This is a genomic window from Pseudomonas sp. QTF5, assembly GCF_000512695.2.
In the GTDB taxonomy this organism is placed as follows: domain Bacteria; phylum Pseudomonadota; class Gammaproteobacteria; order Pseudomonadales; family Pseudomonadaceae; genus Aquipseudomonas.
This window is the reverse complement of sequence record NZ_AZRW02000046.1, coordinates 28,434-48,509: the sequence shown is the minus strand read 5'-3', so window position 1 is coordinate 48,509 and position 20,076 is coordinate 28,434. Positions and strand designations below refer to the sequence as shown.

At 59.6% G+C, this 20,076-nt stretch carries 19 protein-coding genes; 9 read left to right on the top strand and 10 right to left on the bottom strand.

Features of this window, described 5'->3' with window-relative positions:
• Positions 1–159: 159 nt before the first annotated feature.
• The 4 genes from trkA to def all read right to left on the bottom strand — a co-directional run bounded on the left by trkA (position 160) and on the right by def (position 4,399).
• The gene (gene trkA, locus IC37_RS25600; protein WP_030127845.1) at positions 160–1,533 is read right to left on the bottom strand and encodes a Trk system potassium transporter TrkA; all 1,374 of its coding nucleotides are present in this window, start codon (positions 1,531–1,533) and stop codon (positions 160–162) included.
• 22 nt (positions 1,534–1,555) lie between these two features.
• Positions 1,556–2,866, bottom strand: a complete 1,311-nt coding sequence (rsmB, locus tag IC37_RS25595; protein WP_030127846.1) for a 16S rRNA (cytosine(967)-C(5))-methyltransferase RsmB — start codon at positions 2,864–2,866, stop codon at positions 1,556–1,558.
• Positions 2,863–3,822, bottom strand: a complete 960-nt coding sequence (gene fmt, locus IC37_RS25590; protein WP_030127847.1) for a methionyl-tRNA formyltransferase — start codon at positions 3,820–3,822, stop codon at positions 2,863–2,865. Before fmt ends, rsmB begins: the two co-directional genes overlap by 4 nt.
• Positions 3,823–3,892: 70 nt before the next feature.
• Positions 3,893–4,399: a peptide deformylase gene (gene def / locus IC37_RS25585; protein ID WP_008007919.1), complete on the bottom strand. Its 507-nt coding sequence runs from the start codon at positions 4,397–4,399 to the stop codon at positions 3,893–3,895.
• Positions 4,400–4,568: 169 nt separating this feature from the next.
• On the opposite strand from def, the gene IC37_RS25580 reads away from it, so the two are divergent.
• The 3 genes from IC37_RS25580 to IC37_RS25570 all read left to right on the top strand — a co-directional run bounded on the left by IC37_RS25580 (position 4,569) and on the right by IC37_RS25570 (position 7,393).
• Positions 4,569–5,594 carry a LysM peptidoglycan-binding domain-containing protein gene (locus IC37_RS25580; protein ID WP_030127848.1) on the top strand — a complete coding sequence of 342 codons (1,026 nt, stop codon included), beginning with the start codon at positions 4,569–4,571 and terminating at the stop codon, positions 5,592–5,594.
• An 80-nt stretch (positions 5,595–5,674) separates the two neighbouring features.
• Positions 5,675–6,781 carry a DNA-processing protein DprA gene (dprA, locus tag IC37_RS25575; RefSeq protein WP_030127849.1) on the top strand — a complete coding sequence of 369 codons (1,107 nt, stop codon included), beginning with the start codon at positions 5,675–5,677 and terminating at the stop codon, positions 6,779–6,781.
• Between the two features lie 54 nt (positions 6,782–6,835).
• Positions 6,836–7,393 (top strand): L-threonylcarbamoyladenylate synthase, encoded by a 558-nt coding sequence (locus tag IC37_RS25570; RefSeq protein ID WP_030127850.1) that lies wholly within the window; start codon positions 6,836–6,838, stop codon positions 7,391–7,393.
• Positions 7,394–7,527: 134 nt separating this feature from the next.
• Here the strand turns inward: IC37_RS25570 and IC37_RS25565 are convergent, their stop codons facing one another.
• Positions 7,528–8,505, bottom strand: coding sequence for an NADPH:quinone reductase (locus tag IC37_RS25565; RefSeq protein ID WP_030127851.1), 978 nt, complete (start codon positions 8,503–8,505; stop codon positions 7,528–7,530).
• 159 nt (positions 8,506–8,664) lie between these two features.
• On the opposite strand from IC37_RS25565, the gene hemF reads away from it, so the two are divergent.
• Entirely contained in the window at positions 8,665–9,579 is a 915-nt protein-coding gene (gene hemF / locus IC37_RS25560; protein WP_030127852.1) for an oxygen-dependent coproporphyrinogen oxidase, read from the top strand.
• Positions 9,580–9,660: 81 nt separating this feature from the next.
• Positions 9,661–10,482: a shikimate dehydrogenase gene (gene aroE / locus IC37_RS25555; RefSeq protein ID WP_030127853.1), complete on the top strand. Its 822-nt coding sequence runs from the start codon at positions 9,661–9,663 to the stop codon at positions 10,480–10,482.
• Positions 10,483–10,656: 174 nt separating this feature from the next.
• Here the strand turns inward: aroE and IC37_RS25550 are convergent, their stop codons facing one another.
• The 3 genes from IC37_RS25550 to betC form a co-directional block, all read right to left on the bottom strand.
• Positions 10,657–12,225: a SulP family inorganic anion transporter gene (locus tag IC37_RS25550; protein WP_030127854.1), complete on the bottom strand. Its 1,569-nt coding sequence runs from the start codon at positions 12,223–12,225 to the stop codon at positions 10,657–10,659.
• Between the two features lie 153 nt (positions 12,226–12,378).
• Complete coding sequence (gene choX, locus IC37_RS25545) at positions 12,379–13,311, bottom strand: choline ABC transporter substrate-binding protein (protein WP_030127855.1); 933 nt, start codon at positions 13,309–13,311, stop codon at positions 12,379–12,381.
• A gap of 16 nt (positions 13,312–13,327) precedes the next feature.
• Positions 13,328–14,842, bottom strand: coding sequence for a choline-sulfatase (betC, locus tag IC37_RS25540; protein ID WP_030127856.1), 1,515 nt, complete (start codon positions 14,840–14,842; stop codon positions 13,328–13,330).
• A gap of 114 nt (positions 14,843–14,956) precedes the next feature.
• Here betC and IC37_RS25535 point away from each other — a divergent pair, with 114 nt between their 5' ends.
• Positions 14,957–15,907 carry a LysR family transcriptional regulator gene (locus tag IC37_RS25535; RefSeq protein ID WP_030127857.1) on the top strand — a complete coding sequence of 317 codons (951 nt, stop codon included), beginning with the start codon at positions 14,957–14,959 and terminating at the stop codon, positions 15,905–15,907.
• A gap of 6 nt (positions 15,908–15,913) precedes the next feature.
• On the opposite strand, the gene IC37_RS25530 is transcribed toward IC37_RS25535, so the two are convergent.
• Positions 15,914–16,579, bottom strand: a complete 666-nt coding sequence (locus IC37_RS25530; protein ID WP_030127858.1) for an NAD(P)-dependent oxidoreductase — start codon at positions 16,577–16,579, stop codon at positions 15,914–15,916.
• A gap of 83 nt (positions 16,580–16,662) precedes the next feature.
• Between IC37_RS25530 and IC37_RS25525 the strand changes: the two genes are divergently transcribed.
• The gene (locus tag IC37_RS25525) at positions 16,663–16,989 is read left to right on the top strand and encodes a DOPA 4,5-dioxygenase family protein (protein WP_030127859.1); all 327 of its coding nucleotides are present in this window, start codon (positions 16,663–16,665) and stop codon (positions 16,987–16,989) included.
• Here IC37_RS25525 and IC37_RS25520 read toward each other — a convergent pair whose 3' ends face one another.
• Positions 16,990–17,391, bottom strand: a complete 402-nt coding sequence (locus tag IC37_RS25520) for a GFA family protein (protein WP_030127860.1) — start codon at positions 17,389–17,391, stop codon at positions 16,990–16,992.
• A 320-nt stretch (positions 17,392–17,711) separates the two neighbouring features.
• Between IC37_RS25520 and IC37_RS25515 the strand changes: the two genes are divergently transcribed.
• Together IC37_RS25515 and IC37_RS25510 are read left to right on the top strand one after the other, a co-directional pair.
• On the top strand, positions 17,712–19,019 hold the full coding sequence (locus IC37_RS25515; RefSeq protein WP_030127861.1) for a CitMHS family transporter: 1,308 nt from the start codon (positions 17,712–17,714) through the stop codon (positions 19,017–19,019).
• A gap of 83 nt (positions 19,020–19,102) precedes the next feature.
• Positions 19,103–19,870, top strand: coding sequence for a TerC family protein (locus tag IC37_RS25510; protein WP_030127862.1), 768 nt, complete (start codon positions 19,103–19,105; stop codon positions 19,868–19,870).
• The last annotated feature ends 206 nt before the right edge of the window (positions 19,871–20,076 follow it).

Genomic DNA, 20,076 nt, shown 5'->3' with positions numbered 1-20,076 from the left:
GCTGAAGGCTGCCCAAGGCAGCCTTCAGCTATGAAACATGTTTACCGGACACTAGTGACGCTCCGCGTGGGAATGCAGCCCGGGACGCTCTGCGTCCCATTCAAAGCCGAACGCGGAGCGTCCGTTGAGGCATTCCCACGCAGAGCGTGGGAACGATCATCAGAAAAAGCTCAACCCCACATGGAACAGCTTTTCCACATCCCGAATATGCTTCTTATCCACAAGGAACAGAATCACATGGTCGCCGGCTTCAATCACTGTGTCGTCGTGGGCGATGATCACTTCTTCGTCGCGGATGATCGCTCCAATGGTGGTCCCCGGTGGCAGGCCGATGTTTTCGATGGCTTTGCCGATTACCTTGCTCGACTTCGCATCACCGTGAGCGATGGCCTCAATGGCTTCCGCCGCCCCTCGACGCAATGAGTGCACGCTGACGATATCGCCGCGCCGCACATGGGCCAGCAAGGTGCCGATGGTCGCCAATTGCGGGCTGATGGCGATGTCGATGTCGCCGCCCTGGATCAGGTCGACGTAGGCCGGGTTGTTGATGATCGTCATCACCTTCTTCGCACCCAGACGCTTGGCGAGCAGCGACGACATGATGTTGGCTTCGTCGTCGTTGGTCAGCGCCAGGAAGATGTCGGCGTCGGCGATGTTCTCTTCCATCAGCAAGTCGCGGTCGGAGGCGCTGCCCTGCAACACCACGGTGCTGTCGAGGGTGTCCGAGAGATGGCGGCAGCGAGCCGGGTTCATCTCGATGATCTTCACCTGATAGCGGCTTTCGATGGCCTCGGCCAAACGTTCGCCAATCTGCCCGCCGCCAGCAATGACGATGCGTTTGTAGCTCTCATCGAGGCGGCGCATTTCGCTCATCACCGCGCGAATATTCGCTTTGGCGGCGATGAAAAAGACTTCGTCGTCGGCCTCGATCACCGTATCGCCCTGGGGCAGGATCGGCCGGTCACGACGGAAAATCGCCGCAACGCGGGTTTCGACGTTCGGCATGTGTTCACGCAACTGGCGCAGTTGCTGACCCACCAGTGGACCGCCGTAATAGGCTTTCACTGCCACCAGTTGCGCTTTGCCTTCGGCGAAGTCGATTACCTGCAACGCACCCGGATGCTGGATCAGGCGCTTGATGTAGTTGGTAACGACTTGCTCCGGACTGATCAGCACGTCGACCGGAATCGCTTCGTTATCGAACAGTTCGGCGCGGGTCAGGTACGCGGCTTCGCGGACCCGGGCGATCTTGGTCGGGGTGTGGAACAAGGTGTGGGCGACCTGACAGGCCACCATGTTGGTTTCGTCACTGTTGGTCACTGCAACCAACATGTCGGCGTCGTCGGCACCGGCCTGACGCAGTACGGTCGGCAGCGAACCGCGACCCTGCACGGTACGGATGTCCAGCCGATCGCCGAGGTCGCGCAGGCGTTCGCCATCGGTGTCGACCACGGTGATGTCGTTGGCTTCGCTGGCCAGGTGTTCTGCCAGCGAACCGCCGACCTGCCCTGCGCCGAGGATGATGATTTTCATCCAGTCACTCCTTTAAAACCGGTTAACCGCGCGCGGCGGCAATCTTGATCAGCTTGGCGTAGTAGAACCCGTCGTGGCCACCTTCCTGGGCCAGCAATTGGCGACCGTGGGGCTGCTTGATGCCGGCCTGACTGGCGATGTCGAGTTCACGGGCGCCCGGCGTGCGAGCGAGGAACGCTTCGATGACTTCGGTGTTCTCGGTCGGCAGCGTGGAGCAAGTGGCGTAAAGCAGAATGCCGCCCACTTCCAACGTTATCCACATGGCGTCGAGCAATTCGCCCTGAAGCACCGCCAGCGCGGCGATGTCATCGGGTTGGCGGGTCAATTTGATGTCCGGGTGACGACGAATCACCCCGGTGGCCGAGCACGGCGCGTCCAGCAAAATGCGCTGGAACGGTTTGCCGTCCCACCAGGTCGCGGTGTCACGGCCATCGGCGGCGATCAGTTCGGCGCTCAGTCCCAGGCGTGCAAGGTTTTCCCGCACTCGCACCAGACGCTTGGCTTCCAGATCCACCGCCACCACCCCGGCCAGTTTTGGCTCTGCCTCAAGGATGTGGCAGGTCTTGCCGCCCGGTGCGCAGCAGGCGTCCAGCACCCGTTGGCCCGGTGCCAGGTCCAGTAGATCGGCGGCCAGTTGTGCGGCTTCGTCCTGCACGCTGATCCAGCCTTCGGCGAAACCCGGGAGGCTGCGCACGTCGGCCGCTGTGTCGAGGATGATGCCGTCCTGACTATAAACGCAGGGCTTGGCAGCGATGCCGGCGTCACTCAGCAAGCCGAGATAAGCATCGCGGGTGTGATGGCGACGGTTGACCCGCAAAATCATCGGCGGGTGAGCGTTGTTCGCCGCGCAAATGGCTTCCCACTGCTCAGGCCAGAAGGCCTTGAGGGATTTTTGCAGCCAGCGCGGGTGAGAGGTGCGCACCACCGGGTCGTGCTCCAGCTCGGCCAGCAGCGCTTCGCTTTCCCGTTGGGCGCGGCGCAGCACGGCATTGAGCAGGGCTTTGGCCCACGGCTTTTTCAGCTTGTCGGCGCAACCGACGGTTTCGCCGATGGCCGCGTGGGCCGGAACCCGGGTGTAGAGCAGTTGGTAGAGACCGACCAGCAACAGCGCCTCGACATCGGCATCAGCCGCTTTGAACGGCTTTTGCAGCAATTTGGCCGCCAACGCCGACAAACGTGGCTGCCAGCGAGCCGTGCCGAACGCCAGGTCCTGGGTGAAGCCGCGATCACGGTCTTCGACCTTGTCCATTTGCGTCGGCAGAGAACTGTTGAGTGAGGCTTTTCCGTTAAGAACTGCAGCCAGTGCCTTGGCGGCGGCCAGACGTGGATTCATTGAGCGTCCGCCGTTTGACCAAGGACGGTGCCGAGGGCGAATTTCTCACGACGGCTGTTGAACAAGTCGCTGAAGTTCAGCGCCTTGCCGCCGGGCAATTGCAGACGGGTCAGACACAGTGCCTGTTCACCGCAGGCGACGATCAATCCGTCCTTGCTGGCGCTGAGGATTTCACCCGGCGTGCCCTGCCCTTCGGCCAGGCTTGCAGCCAACACTTTCAACGCTTCACCGTTCAGCGTGCTGTGGGTGATCGGCCATGGGTTGAAGGCGCGAACCAGACGCTCCAGCTCAACTGCCGGGCGACTCCAGTCGATGCGCGCTTCGTCCTTGTTCAATTTGTGTGCGTAAGTGGCGAGGCTGTCGTCCTGCACTTCGCCTTCCAGAGTGCCTGCAGCCAGGCCGGCAATCGCCTGAACCACGGCCGGTGGGCCCATCTCTGCGAGGCGATCGTGGAGGCTGCCGCCGGTGTCTTCGGCGCTGATCGGCGTGGTGACCTTGAGCAGCATCGGCCCGGTATCCAGACCCAGTTCCATGCGCATGACGGTCACGCCGCTTTCGCTGTCGCCCGCTTCGACGGCACGCTGGATCGGCGCCGCACCGCGCCAGCGTGGCAGCAGGGACGCATGGCTGTTGATGCAACCCAGACGCGGAATATCCAGCACCACTTGCGGCAGGATCAGGCCGTAGGCGACCACCACCAGCAAATCCGGTTTCAGTGCGGCGAGTTCAGCCTGAGCGTCTTCGTTGTGCAGGGTTAGCGGTTGCAATACCTGGATGTTGTGCTCCAGAGCCAACTGCTTGACCGGGCTCGGCATCAGCTTCTGCCCACGGCCCGCCGGACGGTCCGGTTGGGTGTAGACCGCGACGATCTCGTAAGGACTGTCGAGCAGGGCCTTGAGGTGTTCGGCGGCGAATTCCGGGGTACCGGCAAAGACAATGCGCAGTGGCTCAGTCATGAAAGCTCTCAATTACAAAGCGTCTTGAAAAGAAAAAGGCTTGCCGCGGCAAGCCTTTGAAAGAAGGGCATCAAGCGTTCTGGCGATGGAGCTTTTCCAGTTTCTTCTTGATCCGGTCGCGTTTGAGCGTGGACAGGTAATCAACGAACAATTTGCCGTTGAGGTGGTCGCATTCATGCTGGATGCATACCGCGAGCAGGCCTTCGGCAATCAGTTCGTACGGTTGGCCGTCGCGGTCCAGAGCCTTGATCTTGACCTTTTGCGGGCGGTCGACGTTTTCGTAGAAACCCGGCACCGAAAGGCAGCCTTCCTGGTACTGGTCCACCTCGTCGGTCAGGACTTCGAACTCGGGGTTGATGAACACCCGTGGTTCGCTGCGGTCTTCGGAGAGGTCCATCACGACGATACGTTTGTGCACGTTGACCTGGGTCGCGGCGAGGCCGATGCCTGGCGCTTCATACATTGTTTCAAACATGTCATCGACCAACTGACGCACTTCGTCGTCCACTACGGCCACTGGTTTGGCGATAGTGCGCAGGCGCGAGTCGGGAAATTCGAGGATGTCTAAAATGGCCATAAGCTCAATTGCTGCACGTGTGAGGTAAAGTCGGGTCGATGGCCTGGCGAGTCCGAGGATGCAGGCTACCGTTGTGAACGTAGCTTCCGGCTTTTCAATAATGAGCCGGAAGCGAGCCACGAGGGCTCTGGCGTTTCACGCGAACGTACATAATAAAGGGATTCACCGCATGAGGAAATCACTACTCGCCTTGCTCCTTCTGGCCTCGGCCGGTTTTGCGCACGGGCAAGTGCAACTCAGGGAAGGTTTTCCACAGCAATACACCGTGGTGGCAGGGGACACACTCTGGGACATTTCCGCTAAATACCTGCGTGAACCGTGGGAATGGCCGCAGCTTTGGCAGGCCAATCCACAGATCGAAAACCCCAATCTCATCTACCCTGGCGATACGCTGTCGCTGGTCTACGTCAACGGTCAGCCACGCCTGACCCTCAATCGCGGCGCTTCACGAGGCACCCTCAAGCTGTCGCCACGAATCCGCAGCTCGCCGGTGGCCGATGCCATTCCGAGCATTCCGCTGAAATCGATCAACAGCTTCCTGCTGAGCAATCGCATCGTCGACAAGGCAGAGGATTTTGACAACGCGCCCTACATCGTCGCCGGCGATGCCGAACGGGTGCTCAGCGGCACCGGTGATCGAATATTCGCCCGTGGCCATTTTGACCCGGCCCAACCGGTGTACGGCATCTTCCGTCAGGGCAAGGTCTACACCGATCCGCAGAGTAAGGAGTTTCTGGGGATCAACGCCGACGACATCGGTGGCGGCGAGATCATTGCCACTGAAGGCGACGTCGCCACCCTGGCCTTGCAACGCACCACGCAGGAAGTGCGACTTGGCGACCGGCTGTTCAGCGGCGAAGAGCGCTCGATCAATTCGACCTTCATGCCCAGTGCCCCGACAACCGAAATCAACGGCTTGATCATTGATGTGCCGCGTGGGGTCACCCAGATCGGCGCGCTGGATGTCGTCACGCTGAACAAGGGGCAGCGCGATGGCCTGGCCGAAGGCAATGTATTGGTGGTGATGAAAACCGGTGAAACCGTGCGTGACCGGATTACCGGTCAGCCATTGAAAATTCCCGACGAGCGGGCCGGTTTGCTGATGGTCTTCCGCACCTACGACAAGCTCAGTTACGGGCTTGTCCTTAACGCATCGCGCTCTTTGGCGGTAATGGACAAGGTGCGAAATCCTTAAGCCTGCTCACAAGTTACCAACAGAGTTATCCACAGCTTATTCCCGATTCGACGGGACTCTATAACGATCAAGGATGATCCATGTCGCTGTCTGCCTGTACGTCCGTTTCCCCTGCGGAACTGGAAGCCCGTTTACGCCTGCACCGTTTGCCAGAGCTCGGCCCTGCGCGTTTCAAGAAATTGCTTGAGGCCTTCGGTTCTGCCTCCAAAGCCATCAGCGCACCGGCCAGCGCCTGGCGTGCGTTGGGCCTGCCACTCGCTTGCGCGGAGGGCCGGCGCTCTATTGAAGTCCGTGACGGCGCCAGTCACGCATTGGCCTGGTTAGAGCGCACGGGCCAGCATTTACTGATGTGGGACCAACCTGAATACCCCGCATTGCTGGCGCAAATCAGTGATGCGCCGCCGCTGTTATTCGTCGCGGGCAATCCGGGAATTCTGGAAAAACCACAGCTGGCGATGGTCGGCAGCCGTCGTGCTTCGCGACCGGGAATGGACACTGCCACCGCGTTTTCCCGCACTCTGGCCGGCGCCGGTTTTGTCATCACCAGCGGTCTGGCCTTGGGCATTGATGCTGCCGCGCATCAGGCGGCTCTGGACGTTGGCGGGCAAACGGTCGGGGTGCTTGGCACGGGGCTGGAAAATTTTTATCCACAGCGCAATCGGCGACTGGCGGATGCCATGATCGCTTCGGGAAGCGCGGTACTGTCGGAGTTCCCGCTGGACGCCGGCCCTTCCCCCGGCAATTTCCCCCGGCGCAATCGAATCATCAGCGGTTTGTCCCTCGGCGTGCTCGTGGTCGAGGCGAGCGTTGCCAGTGGTTCGTTGATCACCGCGAGGCTGGCGGCGGAACAGGGGCGTGAGGTATATGCGATTCCAGGGTCGATCCACCACCCTGGGGCAAAGGGTTGCCATCAGCTGATCCGCGACGGTGCGGTGCTGGTGGAAACCATCGAGCACATCCTCGAAGCCTTGCGCGGCTGGCAACGGCTGCCGTTATCCACAGAAACGCCGCCGGTGAGAGAAACTCATCCGCTGCTCCTGTTGCTCCACGCGGCGCCCCATACCAGCGAAACCTTGGCGGGCACCAGCGGCTGGGCGTTGCCGAAAGTGCTGGCAGCGCTGACGGAACTGGAAATGGACGGCCGTGTGGTCTGTGAAAGCGGCCGCTGGCTTGCGCGCGGACTCTAGGTTTTATAGGGAAGATCGGTAAACTGCGCAGAGCCTTATTCCGGAGAGTCTTTCATGGTCAACAGTTGGCGTGTGCAACAAGCCGCACGAGAAATTCGCGCTGGGGCGGTCATTGCCTATCCAACCGAAGCTGTCTGGGGCCTGGGTTGCGACCCATGGGACGAAGAGGCGGTGGATCGTCTGTTGCTGATCAAGGGACGGTCTGTGGATAAAGGCCTGATTCTGGTGGCCGATAATATTCGCCAGTTCGACTTCCTCTTCGAAGACTTCCCTGAATTGTGGATGGACCGTATGGCCAGCACCTGGCCTGGCCCCAACACCTGGCTGGTGCCGCATCAAAATATGTTGCCCCAGTGGATTACCGGTGTGCACGAAACCGTGGCGTTGCGGGTTAGCGATCACCCATTGGTGCGGGATTTGTGTGCGTTGGTCGGGCCGCTGGTGTCGACCTCGGCCAACCCTCAGGGGCGGCCTGCAGCACGGACGCGGCTTCGCGTGGAGCAGTATTTCCGTGGTCAGGTTGATTGGGTGCTGGGTGGTAATCTGGGTGGGCGCAAGAATCCGAGCGTGATTCGTGATCTGGCCACCGGCCACGTTGTGCGCCCGGATTGAGACCGAGGTGCCTCCATTCGCGAGCAAGCCCGCTCCCACAGTAGATCTTCAGTGAACACAAATTGTGTGTTCAACAATAATCGAGTGTGGGAGCGGGCTTGCTCGCGAAGAGGCCCTTACAGGCACCAAAAATCTTAAGGCAACAAAACGGTCGAGCCAGTCGTACGCCGCGCCGACAATTCGGTCTGCGCTTTGGCCGCTTCAGCCAATGGATAGCGCTGGCTGATGTCCACCTTCAACTTGCCGCTGATGATCATCCCGAACAGCTCATCGGCCATGCTTTGCAGGTTTTCAGCGTTGTTGGCGTAGGTCGCCAGGGTCGGACGGGTCACGTACAGCGAACCCTTCCCCGCGAGAATCCCCAGATTCACTCCGTCCACTGCGCCCGAAGCATTACCGAAGCTCACGACCAGCCCTCGAGGCGCGACGCTGTCGAGCGACGTCAGCCAGGTATCTTTGCCTACACCGTCGTACACCACCGGCACTTTTTTACCGTCAGTCAATTCCAGCACGCGTTGTGCGACGTTTTCATGGCTGTAATCGATGGTCGCCCAGGCACCATTGGCTTTCGCCAAGGCGGCTTTCTCTGCTGAACTGACTGTGCCAATCAGCTTCACGCCCAAGGCCTTGGCCCATTGGCAGGCCAGGGAACCGACGCCGCCAGCCGCGGCATGGAACAGAACGGTTTCGCCACCCTTGAGTTCATACGTCTGACGCAGCAAGTACTGCACGGTCAGGCCTTTGAGCATCACGCCGGCGGCCTGTTCGAAGCTGATGGCATCCGGCAGATGCACCAGATTGGCTTCCGGCAAGACATGAACGTCGCTATAAGCGCCCAACGGGCCGCTGCCGTACGCCACGCGATCGCCGATCTTGAAGCGGGTAACTTCGCTTCCGACTGCTTCAACCACGCCCGCGCCTTCAGCGCCCAGGCCCGACGGCAAGGCTGGCGGCGCATAAAGGCCACCGCGGTAATAGGTGTCGATAAAGTTCAGGCCGATGGCCTTGTTGGTCACGCGTACCTGCAGCGGGCCGGGTTCGGCGGGTTGGTAATCTACATGCTCGAGTACTTCGGGACCGCCATGAGCACGGAACTGGATACGCTTTGCCATCTGCACTTTCCTTTAGGTCATTTTGCCGAGCGCCCTATCGAACTCCCAAGCTTGATCTTCGTCAACTGCGACGGCACAAGGTGCAGTGTTATCCTACGCAGCAATTTGCCGCCGGCCTGTATGAGCGCCGCGTAGCTTTGCCCGATTCAAGGTGATGCCATGACTACCCGCACCGAGGCCGTAAAAGCCTACCTGCTTGACCTGCAAGACCGTATTTGCGCTGCTCTGGAAGCCGAAGATGGTGGCGCGTGTTTCGTCGAAGACGCCTGGACCCGGCCTGCTGGCGGTGGCGGTCGCACCCGGGTGATCGAAAACGGCGCGGTCATCGAAAAGGGCGGCGTCAACTTTTCCCACGTCTTTGGCAGCGGTCTCCCACCCTCCGCGAGTGCTCATCGGCCGGAACTGGCCGGCCGAGGCTTTGAAGCTCTGGGCGTGTCTCTGGTGATTCACCCGCACAACCCGCATGTACCGACATCCCACGCCAATGTGCGCTTTTTCATCGCTGAAAAAGAAGGTGAAGAGCCGGTCTGGTGGTTCGGTGGCGGCTTCGACCTGACCCCTTATTACGGTAATGAAGAAGACTGCGTGCACTGGCACCGCGTCGCCGAACAGGCCTGCGCACCGTTCGGCCCGGACGTCTACCCGCGCTACAAAGCCTGGTGCGACAGTTACTTCCACATCAAGCATCGCCACGAGCCGCGCGGCATTGGCGGCCTGTTTTTCGATGACTTGAACGAGTGGGACTTCGACACCAGCTTCGCTTTCATGCGCGCCATTGGCGATGCGTTTATCGACGCGTACCTGCCGATTGTGCAACGCCGTAAACAGGATGAGTTCACTGCCAAACAGCGTGAATTCCAGGAGTTTCGTCGTGGTCGTTACGTCGAGTTCAACCTGGTCTATGACCGCGGCACGTTGTTCGGCCTGCAATCGGGTGGGCGTACCGAGTCGATTCTGATGTCGCTGCCACCGCAAGTGCGCTGGGCCTACGACTGGAAGGCCGAGCCGGGCAGTGAAGAAGCGCGTCTGACCGAGTACTTCCTGCAAGACCGCGATTGGTTGGCCAAGGCCTGATTCCAGGGTTTGAGTTTTTGCATCGTCGGGGCTGCAGTCAAGATCGCAGCCTTCGGCAGCTCCTACGGTTGAGGAATGTAGATGGATCGTTACGTCGTATTCGGTAACCCGATTGGCCACAGCAAGTCGCCGCTGATCCACCGTTTGTTCGCCGAGCAGACGGGGCAAAAACTGGACTACAGCACCTTGCTGGCGCCTCTCGAGGATTTTTCCGGCTGTGCCCGGGCATTTTTCCGCGAAGGGCGTGGGGCGAATGTGACGGTGCCGTTCAAGGAAGACGCCTATCGCCTGGCGAACAGCTTGACCAAGCGGGCGCAACGGGCCGGCGCGGTAAACACCTTGAGCAAACTCGCCGATGGCACGTTGCTGGGCGATAACACCGACGGCGCCGGACTGGTGCGGGATCTGACGGTTAACGCGGGTTTTAGCCTCAAGGGCAAACGCATCCTGCTGCTGGGTGCTGGCGGTGCGGTGCGCGGGGCGCTGGAGCCGCTGCTGGCGGAGCAACCAGCGTCGGTGATCATCGCCAACCGCACGGTGGAAAAAGCAGAATTGCTGGCGCAATTGTTCGCGGATCTGGGGCCGGTATCGGCCAGTGGTTTCGATTGGTTGCTGGAGCCGGTGGACCTGATCATCAACGCCACGTCCGCCAGTCTGTCAGGCGATGTACCGCCGATTGCCAGCAGTTTGATCGAGCCGGGCAAGACGGTTTGCTACGACATGATGTACGGCAAAGACCCGACTTCGTTCTGCCGCTGGGCCAGCGAGCATGGCGCGGCGGTGGCGATGGATGGCTTGGGGATGTTGGCCGAGCAGGCGGCAGAAGCTTTCTATCTGTGGCGCGGTGTGCGCCCGGACACAGCGCCGGTGTTGGCCGAACTCCGCCGCCAGCTCGCGCTCTAGNTGCCGATAAATCGGCAAATAAATTTATCTTTAAAATCAATGAGATAAATTTTGTTCTATAAGAGCTTGCTCCCGCTGGGTTGCGAAGCAGCCCTAAAATCTGCGGGCGCTTCGCACCCGAGCGGGAGCAAGCTTCCTCGCCACAGGTTATGCCGTTGCATCAACGTCAGAGTTTCAATCTTCGAAGCGAATCGGGCATTTCTCCGCACCTTCGAGCTTTCTCAATTCTTCCACCACCTGCGGCCGTGCCCGCCGCAGGGTCAGGCTGCGATCCTGGCGCAGCAGCCGTCGCGCTTCCTGGTGCAGCATTTCCACGCCTGAATAGTCGATGAAGTTGATCTGCTGCGCCTCGATCACTACCCGTGCACCGTGCATCCTTTGCAAACGCACTTGCAGGTAATGGCTGGCGCCGAAAAAGATTGAACCGCCGACTCGCAGAATGTCTTCGTCGCCCTCACGCCAATGCTGCACCCGTGGTTGCGAGGTGCGCTTGAGGTAGAAGAACAGCGAGGCCAGCACGCCGGCGTAGATCGCCGTTTGCAACTCCAGCAACAGCGTCGCGACACAGGTCAGTGCCATGACCAGAAACTCGGCACGGCTGACCCGCAACAAGGCGCGAATGCCGCGATGGTCGACCAATCCCCAGGCGATCAACAAAATGCTGCCGGCCATGGCCGGAATCGGAATGTGCGCGATCAATACCGCACCGAAGATAGCGAACAACGCCACCCACACCGCTGAAAAAACACCCGCCAGCGGTGAACAGGCCCCGGCGTCATAGCTCAGGGCCGAGCGAGTGAAGGAGCCGGCTGACAGTGAGCCGGAAAAAAACGCACCGACCATGTTCGAAAAACCCTGGGCGCGGACTTCTTGATTGGCGTCGAGCAACTGCTGCGAACGCGCCGACAAGGAGCGGGCAATCGACAGGCTCGTCACCAGCCCGAGCATGCCGACCGCCACCGCGCTAGGCAGCAGGCGCAACACCAGGTCCAGATCCAGAGGCAGCGGGCTGAAGGGCGGCAACCGCCCGACAAAGGCGCTGACCAGCTTCACATGACCGAACATCGCTGGCCACAGCCACACCAGCAACCCGCTCAGGGCCAGAGCGATCAACAGCGTCGGCCAGCGCGGCACCAGCAGTTTCAGCACGATCCCCACCACCACCGTGGCCAGGCCCAGTACCAGCGAGGGTTTGTCCACCTCACTGAGATGACTGAACAGCAGCACCAGGCTGTTCAGCGCCGTGGCCTGGTTGGGCACATCCAGCCCCAGCAGATTCGGCAATTGCCCAATGGCAATCACCACCGCTGCGCCAAGGGTGAAGCCGAGCACCACCGAGTGAGAGACGAAATTCACCAAGGCGCCGAAACGCAGCAAACCCAGCAACCACTGGAAAATGCCCGCCAGGAATGTCAGAAGCAGGATCAGCGTGACGTAGTCCTGCGACGCGGGGACGGCCAGAGGACTGACGCTGGCGTACAGGACGATGGAAATAGCCGCCGTAGGACCGCAGATCAAATGCCACGACGAACCCCACAGGCAGGCAATCAGCACCGGGATGATGGCGGCGTACAAGCCATATTCCGGTGGGAGACCGGCGATCAGCGCGTAGGCAATCGATTGTGGCAACGCGAGAATTGCACCGCTCAGGCCGACAATCAGGTCACGGCCGACGCTGGCGCGGGTTTGCCGGGGCAACCAGGTCAGGAAGGGAAAGAGTGAATGGCGGCTGGGGAAGGCCATGGGTCCTCTCGGGCGGGGTTTTACGGAAGAGTATCAGGCCGACGCTGATCGTTCCCACTGTGGGAGCGGGCTTGCTCGCGAATGCGGTGTGTCAGTCGACATAAATGCCGGATCTGATGACCCCTTCGCGAGCAAGCCCGCTCCCACATGAAACTAGAGTTTGGCTTTGACCGCCGGCAACGCATCCTTCCCGTCCACGGTTTTCACACCGTCCAGCCACTTATCCAACACCTCCGGATTGGCCTTGATCCATGCCTTGGCCGCCGCGGCATTGCTGATCTTTTTGTTCACCACCTCGGCCATGATGCTGTTCTCCATTTCCTGGGTAAAACTCAGGTTGGTGAGCAGCTTGCCGACATTCGGACAGGCCTGTGCATAACCTTTACGGGTCAGTGTATAAACGCTGCCGGTGTCGCCGAAATATTTCTCGCCGCCCTTCAGATAATGCATTTTCAGCTGCACGTTCATCGGATGTGGCGTCCAGCCGAGGAAGGTCACGAACTTCTGTTTCTTCACCGCACGAGACACTTCGGCCAGCATCGCCTGCTCGCTGGATTCGACCAGCTTCCACTGACCCAGATCGAAGTCGTTCTTCTTGATGATCTCCTGCAGCGAAATGTTCGCCGGCGCGCCAGAGCCGATGCCATAGATCTTCTTGTCGACTTCTTTTGGGTGTAGCTCGGCATACTTGTTCAGGTCGTTAAAGTTATGCACACCCGCGTCCCAAACATAATCCGGGACCGCCAGCGTGAACTCGGTGCCGTCGAGGTTCTTCGCCAGTTGAGTAACGTCGCCGTTGGCCACGAATTTGTCGTAGAAGCCTTGCTGCGCTGGCATCCAGTTACCCATAAACACGTCCACCTGGCCATCTTTCAGGCCGCCAAAGGTGATCGGCACCGCCAGCGTGTCGACTTTGGCTTTGTAGCCCATGCCGTCCAGCAGAAACCCGGTGATGGCGTTGGTTGCAGCGATGTCGCTCCAGCCAGGGTCGGCCATTTTCACCGTCTCGCAGTTTTGCTCGGCATAGGCCGAGGCGCTGCCCAGAGCCAGAAGCCCGACCGTCAGTACTGTGGATAACCTTTGCATGGACTTCCCCTTAACATTATTGGTTTTGGCAGGGTTGTGGATAACGTGCTTTACGTTCCAGATCGTCGAGGTCGATGTGGTTGCGCATGTACTGTTGACTGGCGTCCACCAGAGGCTGGTGATCCCAGCTCTTCAGCTTGCCGATGGTCAGGGCGTCGGCGACGAAACGCCGGCGTCGTTGACTGGCGAGCACCTGCTGGTGGATCGCCGGGATATCCCATTTAGCCCGCGCTTCGGCGAGAAAATCCTCGAAAAGCTGCCGATGTTGCGGCGACTGGCTGAGTTCTTCTTGTTCACGCAGGTCGTTAGATACGTCGAAGAGTAGGCAAGGGTCGTCTTCGCTGTAGATGAATTTGTAGGCACCACGGCGAATCATCATCAACGGGCTGATGGTGCCTTCGGCCATGTACTCACCGAAGACTTCGTCGTGACCGCCCTGCCCTTGCAGGTGCGAAACCAGCGAGCGGCCATCCAGTGGCAGGCCCGGTTCCAGTGAGCCGCCAGCCAATTCCACAAAAGTCGGTAGCAGGTCGGCAGTGGACACCGCTGCGCTGACCCGGCCAGGGCCGAATTGCCCCGGTGCACTGATCAGCAGCGGTACACGGGCAGCCATTTCGTACCAGTGCATTTTGTACCAGAGGCCGCGCTCGCCGAGCATGTCGCCGTGATCACCGGAGAATACGATGATGGTGTCATCGATCAGCCCGGTTTCCTCGAGTGTTTGCAGAAGTTTGCCGACGTTGCTGTCGATATAGCTGCACGCACCGAAGTAGGCACGACGCGCGTCGCGAATCTTATCCACAGGCAGCGGCTTGTCCCACAGGTCATAGACCTTGAGCAAACGCTGGGAATGAGGATCGAGTTCATCCTGTGCGGGTGTCTCGGGCAAGGGGATGTCGGCGTCGTCGTACATATCCCAGAAGGCCTTGGGAATCGTGTACGGGTCGTGTGGGTGAGTCATTGAGACGGTCAGGCAGAACGGTTGATCGCCATCCTCGCGGATGTGGTCGAACAGGTATTGCTGGGCCTTGAACACCACCTCTTCGTCGAAATCCAGCTGATTGGTGCGCACGCAGGGCCCGGCTTGCAGCACCGATGACATGTTGTGGTACCAGGTTGGCCGCACATCCGGCTCATCCCAGTTCACTGCCCAACCGTAGTCGGCCGGGTAGATGTCGCTGGTCAGGCGTTCTTCATAGCCGTGCAACTGGTCCGGACCGCAGAAATGCATCTTGCCCGACAGCGCTGTGCGGTAACCAAGGCGACGCAGGTAGTGGGCATAAGTCGGTATGTCGGCGGGGAAATCGGCGGCGTTGTCGTAGGCGCCGATCTTGCTCGGCAACTGACCGCTGACCAGAGTAAAACGCGACGGCGCGCAAAGAGGGCTATTGCAATAAGCGGCGTCGAACACCACGCCTTCGGCGGCGAGGCGGCTGAGATTCGGCAGTTTAATAGGCGAGGGGCCGTAGAACGGCAACATTGGCGCGGCCATTTGATCGGCCATGATGAAAAGAATATTTTTGCGCTTCATGTGATCGCGGCATTCCATAGTGGATATTTATGCGAGAGTGCTGGGATCGAGCATGAAACCCATTACCTTTGTGGTAAAGCCCATGTCAGGCAATGACTAGGATAAGCACAGCTTATGTATGACGCCCTTGGTGATCTGTCCCTGGATTTGCTCCGCGCTTTTGAAGGGGCGGCCCGTCAGCGCAGCTTCACCGCCGCCGCGGTGGAGCTTGGCACCACACAACCTGCCATCAGTCAGCAGATCAAACGGCTGGAGGAACAACTCGCTATACGGTTGTTCGATCGGATTTATCGCGGTATTGAGCTGACCGAGGCCGGGATGATTCTGTTCGAGCAAGTTCAGCTCGGTTTACAGAATATCGATGCAGGATTGAGCGCAATCAGTGCACAGCAGCAACACGAAGTGCTGCAGGTGGCCACCGACTTTGCTTTCGCTGCGTATTGGCTGATGCCTCGCCTGCACCGCTTCCATGCCGCCAACCCTCAAGTGGACGTCAGCCTGGTCACCAGTGAACGCAGCCACAACATGCTGCGTACCGATATCGATGTGGCGGTGCTGTTCGGCGATGGCCGGTTCAAGCAAGGCGAGAGCCATTGGCTGTTCAGCGAAGAAGTGTTTCCGGTGTGCAGCCCACTGCTATTGAGGGACCGTCCCCTGCCCTTGCCGGCTCAGTCGTTGCTGGAGTTTCCACTGCTGCACCTGCGAGGCGAACACAGCAGCAATTGGTTCGATTGGAGCGGCGTGTTTCGCGAGTTGGGGATCACCTCTGCCCCAGCGCCGGGGCAACTGCGCTTCGACAATTACACCTTGCTGATTCAGGCGGCGATTGGCGGCCAAGGCGTTGCAATCGGCTGGCGGCACCTTGTGGATAACTTGTTGGCGCAAGGTCTGTTGTGTCGCCCGATTGCCGACACGGTGATGTCCAGGCTGGGTTATTACGTGGTCCTGCCCCAGCGCAAACGGCGTGGGGCGTTGATTCAAAAGTTTGTGGATTGGCTGATGGCGGAACAGGCCAGCAGTGCGCAATCGCTCGAGGGTCTTCCTTTACCTTCGATTGCGGTATGAACGCTTTTACGGTTCCGAAGTCGCAACAAAACTCACATGCTCCCCGACATGCAAATTCAGCCATAGCTCATCGGCAATCCCCACGGCGACTCGATTCAACTGTTCCAGCGCTGCGGCCAGGCCAGGTTCCAGGCTACTGCTGACGTGACTGAAATGCTCGATGGTCAGCCCGGGCACGCGACGTGGTGCATTCACCAAGGTCCAGTGTAAAGAGCTGCTTTGCAGAGCCTCGCGGATTTCTTCGGCGGCGTGGCGTTGCAATGGGTCTTCTATTTCCGGATCGTCCAGCACCTCGAAATCGCCCACCACAAACAGCCGGGCAATGCCTGCGGCCTGCATGCCGTCGATCAGTGCATCCACCGCCAGCACCTCTTCGACCGGGCCGGGCACAAAGGATTTTTCGATGTGTTCACTGTCCATCGGCAACCCTGGCGCATCCAGCAGGCAGATCACCGCCGAACAGCCGGCCACACTCTGCTTGACCCGCTTGGCATCGAACAGGTCGCCGGTCTTGGTGCGCAATCCCGGGCGCGGTGCGAGCGCCGTCAGGTCGTCGAGAATCGCGATCACTTCATGCTGGCGCCGCAGCATTTCAGCCATCAGCGCACTGCCCAAGCTACTCATGGCACCATAAAGCACTACCTTCACCACCGGGGTTTCGGCATTTTTCATGGCCGTGCTCCCTTCTTTCTTGCGTATATGGTGTGTGACCTGCGGGAAGCGGCGAGGGTTCGACACGGTTCAGAGGGAGTCACATGCAAACGATCAAGGGCTACCACGCCCATGTCTATTTCGACGCCAGCACCCTGCCACAGGCACGGGCCTTGTGTGAGCAGGCAGAGCAATTGTTTCCACTGAAGATGGGTCGCCTGCATGAACGCCCGGTCGGCCCGCACCCGAACTGGAGCTGCCAATTGGCTTTCGAGCCGCAATACATTGGCCAGGTGTTGCCGTGGCTGGCGCTCAACCGCAAGGGTTTGGTGGTGTTCCTGCACCCGGACACGGGCGACGATCTGCTCGATCACACCGAACATGCGATCTGGATGGGCGCGATCCGGCCGCTGAACCTGTCTGTTTTCTGATCAGAGTTGTTCTTGGGCCTCACCGGGCAAGTGCTCGTCCAGATGCAGCCACGGCAAACGACTGTCGGTCCAGATATGCCGCTCGGCCGGCGCCTGCTCGGGATGGTCGAGGGTGGCGATGGTCACATCGATGCTCTCGGGGCTGAGCTTTGTCACCAACGCCAGATGCGCCCCGCAGTTGGGGCAGAAATATCGTGCGCAAGTGGACGAAGACTCGTACCGGGACGGCGTCCCCGCCATCCATTTAAATGCTGAGGCGGGCACAGTGATCCAGGTGGTCACGATCCCGCCGCTGACCCGGCGGCAAATTGAGCAATGACAGTGGGCGATATCGTGCAATGGCCCGCTGAATTGATAGCGCATCTGTCCGCAGTGGCAGCCGCCGGTGTGAAGTTCGCCCATGTTTTTCCCTCCTGACCCGTGTTTACGGACGCTCAACCCGGTCGACGACCGGTTGTACATTCGGTCAATGCTTTCACTCTCGAAAGCTGGCTGAAAGCTTCCCCCATTAGGATCGCCCTCACTGCCGGCAACAGACCGGTTGGCCAATGCGAGTGTTTTATCGCCCGCCCGGTCCATTAAACAACAACAATGGTGATTCTGATGTCCGCTACTACCCGCCTCTTCGCTGCAACTCCGCCCGTACGTCTCGTGCTTCCCGTTCTGCGCTGACCCCATCCGGTTCGCCCATTTACTAGCCGCGCTACGCCTGGAGTATTCCTATGCTGACTTTCCTTGGCTTCGCCATGGTCATCACGTTCATGTTCCTGATCATGACCAAGCGCCTGTCTGCGCTGATCGCTCTGATCATCATCCCGATCATTTTCGCCCTGTTCGGTGGTTTCTCACCGAAGATCGGCCCGATGATGCTCGAAGGCATCACCAAGCTCGCGCCGACCGGCGTGATGCTGATGTTCGCCATTCTCTACTTCGCCCTGATGATTGACTCCGGCCTGTTCGACCCGGCCGTGCGCAAGATCCTCAAACTGGTCAAGGGCGACCCGCTCAAAGTTTCGGTCGGTACCGCCGTACTGGCGTTGATCGTGTCCATGGACGGTGATGGCGCCACGACTTATATGATCTGCGTGGCCGCCATGCTGCCGCTCTACAGCCGTATTGGCATGAGCCCGCGGATCATGGCCGGTCTGATCATCCTCGCCGGTGGCGTGATGAACATGACCCCCTGGGGCGGCCCGACCGCTCGTGCGGCCAGTGCGCTGCATGTCGACCCGTCCGACATCTTTGTGCCAATGATTCCGGCGATGCTGGCCGGCGTGGTGGCGATCCTGGCGATTGCCTACTTCTACGGCAAACGCGAGCGCGCTCGTCTGGGTGAGTTGCACCTGGTGGGCGATGAAATCGATCACAGCGAAATCAGCGTTTCGCAGTTCCCGGATGCCCGTCGTCCGAAGTTGATCTGGTTCAACGGCGCCCTGACCCTGGCGCTGATGGGCACCTTGATCGCCGGCCTGTTGCCGCTGCCGGTACTGTTCATGGTGGCGTTCAGTATCGCGATGATCGTCAACTACCCGTGCCTGCAACAGCAGAAGGACCGCGTTGCGGCCCACGCCGGTAGCGTACTGGCGGTGGTCGGGTTGATCTTTGCCGCGGGTATCTTCACCGGTATCCTGACGGGCACCGGCATGGTCGACGCCATGTCGAAAAGCCTGCTGGCGGTTATCCCGGATTTCCTCGGCCCGTACCTGGCCGTGATCACCGCGCTGGTGAGCATGCCGTTCACGTTCTTCATGTCGAACGATGCATTTTATTACGGCGTGTTACCGGTACTTGCCGAAGCCGCCAGTCATTACGGTATAACCGCGGTGGAAATGGCACGTGCCTCGATCGTCGGTCAGCCCGTCCACTTGCTGAGCCCGCTGGTACCATCGACTTATCTGTTGGTGGCCCTGGCCGGTATCGAATTCGGTGACCATCAGCGGTTCACCTTGAAGTGGGCAGTGCTGGTTTGCCTGTGCATACTGGTCGCTGCGTTGCTGATGGGGATTTTTCCGCTGTTCAGCACTCTATAAGCCCAAGACTCACCATGAGGGGTCCAGGCTTTGTTTGAAGCCTGGGCCCTTCGTGGTTTAAACACTCGCTCAAAGGAATACACATGGAATGGCTGACCAACCCTGAAATCTGGGTTGCCTTCTTCACCCTGACCGCCCTGGAGATCGTCCTGGGCATCGACAACATCATCATGATCTCGATCCTGGTCAGCCGCATGCCCAAGCACATGCAGGCGCGCACCCGGATTTTCGGCCTGGCGCTGGCCATGATCACGCGGATCCTGTTGCTGCTGTCGATCACCTGGGTCATGCGCCTCACCGCAGACCTGTTCGAAATGTTCGGCCAGGGCATTTCGGGGCGTGACCTGATCCTGTTCTTCGGTGGTCTGTTCCTGCTGTGGAAGAGCTCGCAAGAGATGTACCACGCGCTGGAAGGCGAAGACGAAACCCACGAGGAACCGACCGCCAAGGGTGGCAGCTTCCTGTACACCATCATCCAGATTGCGATTATCGACATCGTGTTCTCCCTGGACTCGGTGATCACCGCCGTGGGTATGGTTTCCCATGTGCCGGTCATGGTCGCTGCGATTATCGTCGCCGTACTGGTAATGATGCTGGCGGCGGGCACCATCAGCGAATTCATCGACAAGCACCCGTCGCTGAAAATGCTGGCGCTGTCGTTCCTGTTGCTGGTCGGTACCGTGTTGATTGCCGAGTCCTTCGAAGTGCATTTGCCAAAAGGCTACGTGTACTTCGCCATGGCGTTCTCGTTGGCAGTGGAAGCGATCAACATCAAGATGCGCACCGCAATGATGAAAAAGAAGAAGCAGCAAGATCCAGTGAAACTGCGCAAGGATGTTCCGGGGCAGTAACCTGAATCTGTGCACTGACGAATGTCCGTCAGTGCACAAAACCTGTGGGAGCGAGCCTGCCCTGTAGGACAGGTTCGCGCCCACATTTTTTTGCTCAACGAGCAGGCATTTGTAGCTATCGGTACGCCCCCTTCCTCCCCCTCTGCAGCAAACTGTTTTTATGACACTTTTGTTTCAATCCCTTCTTTAGCTATGCGATGCTGGCG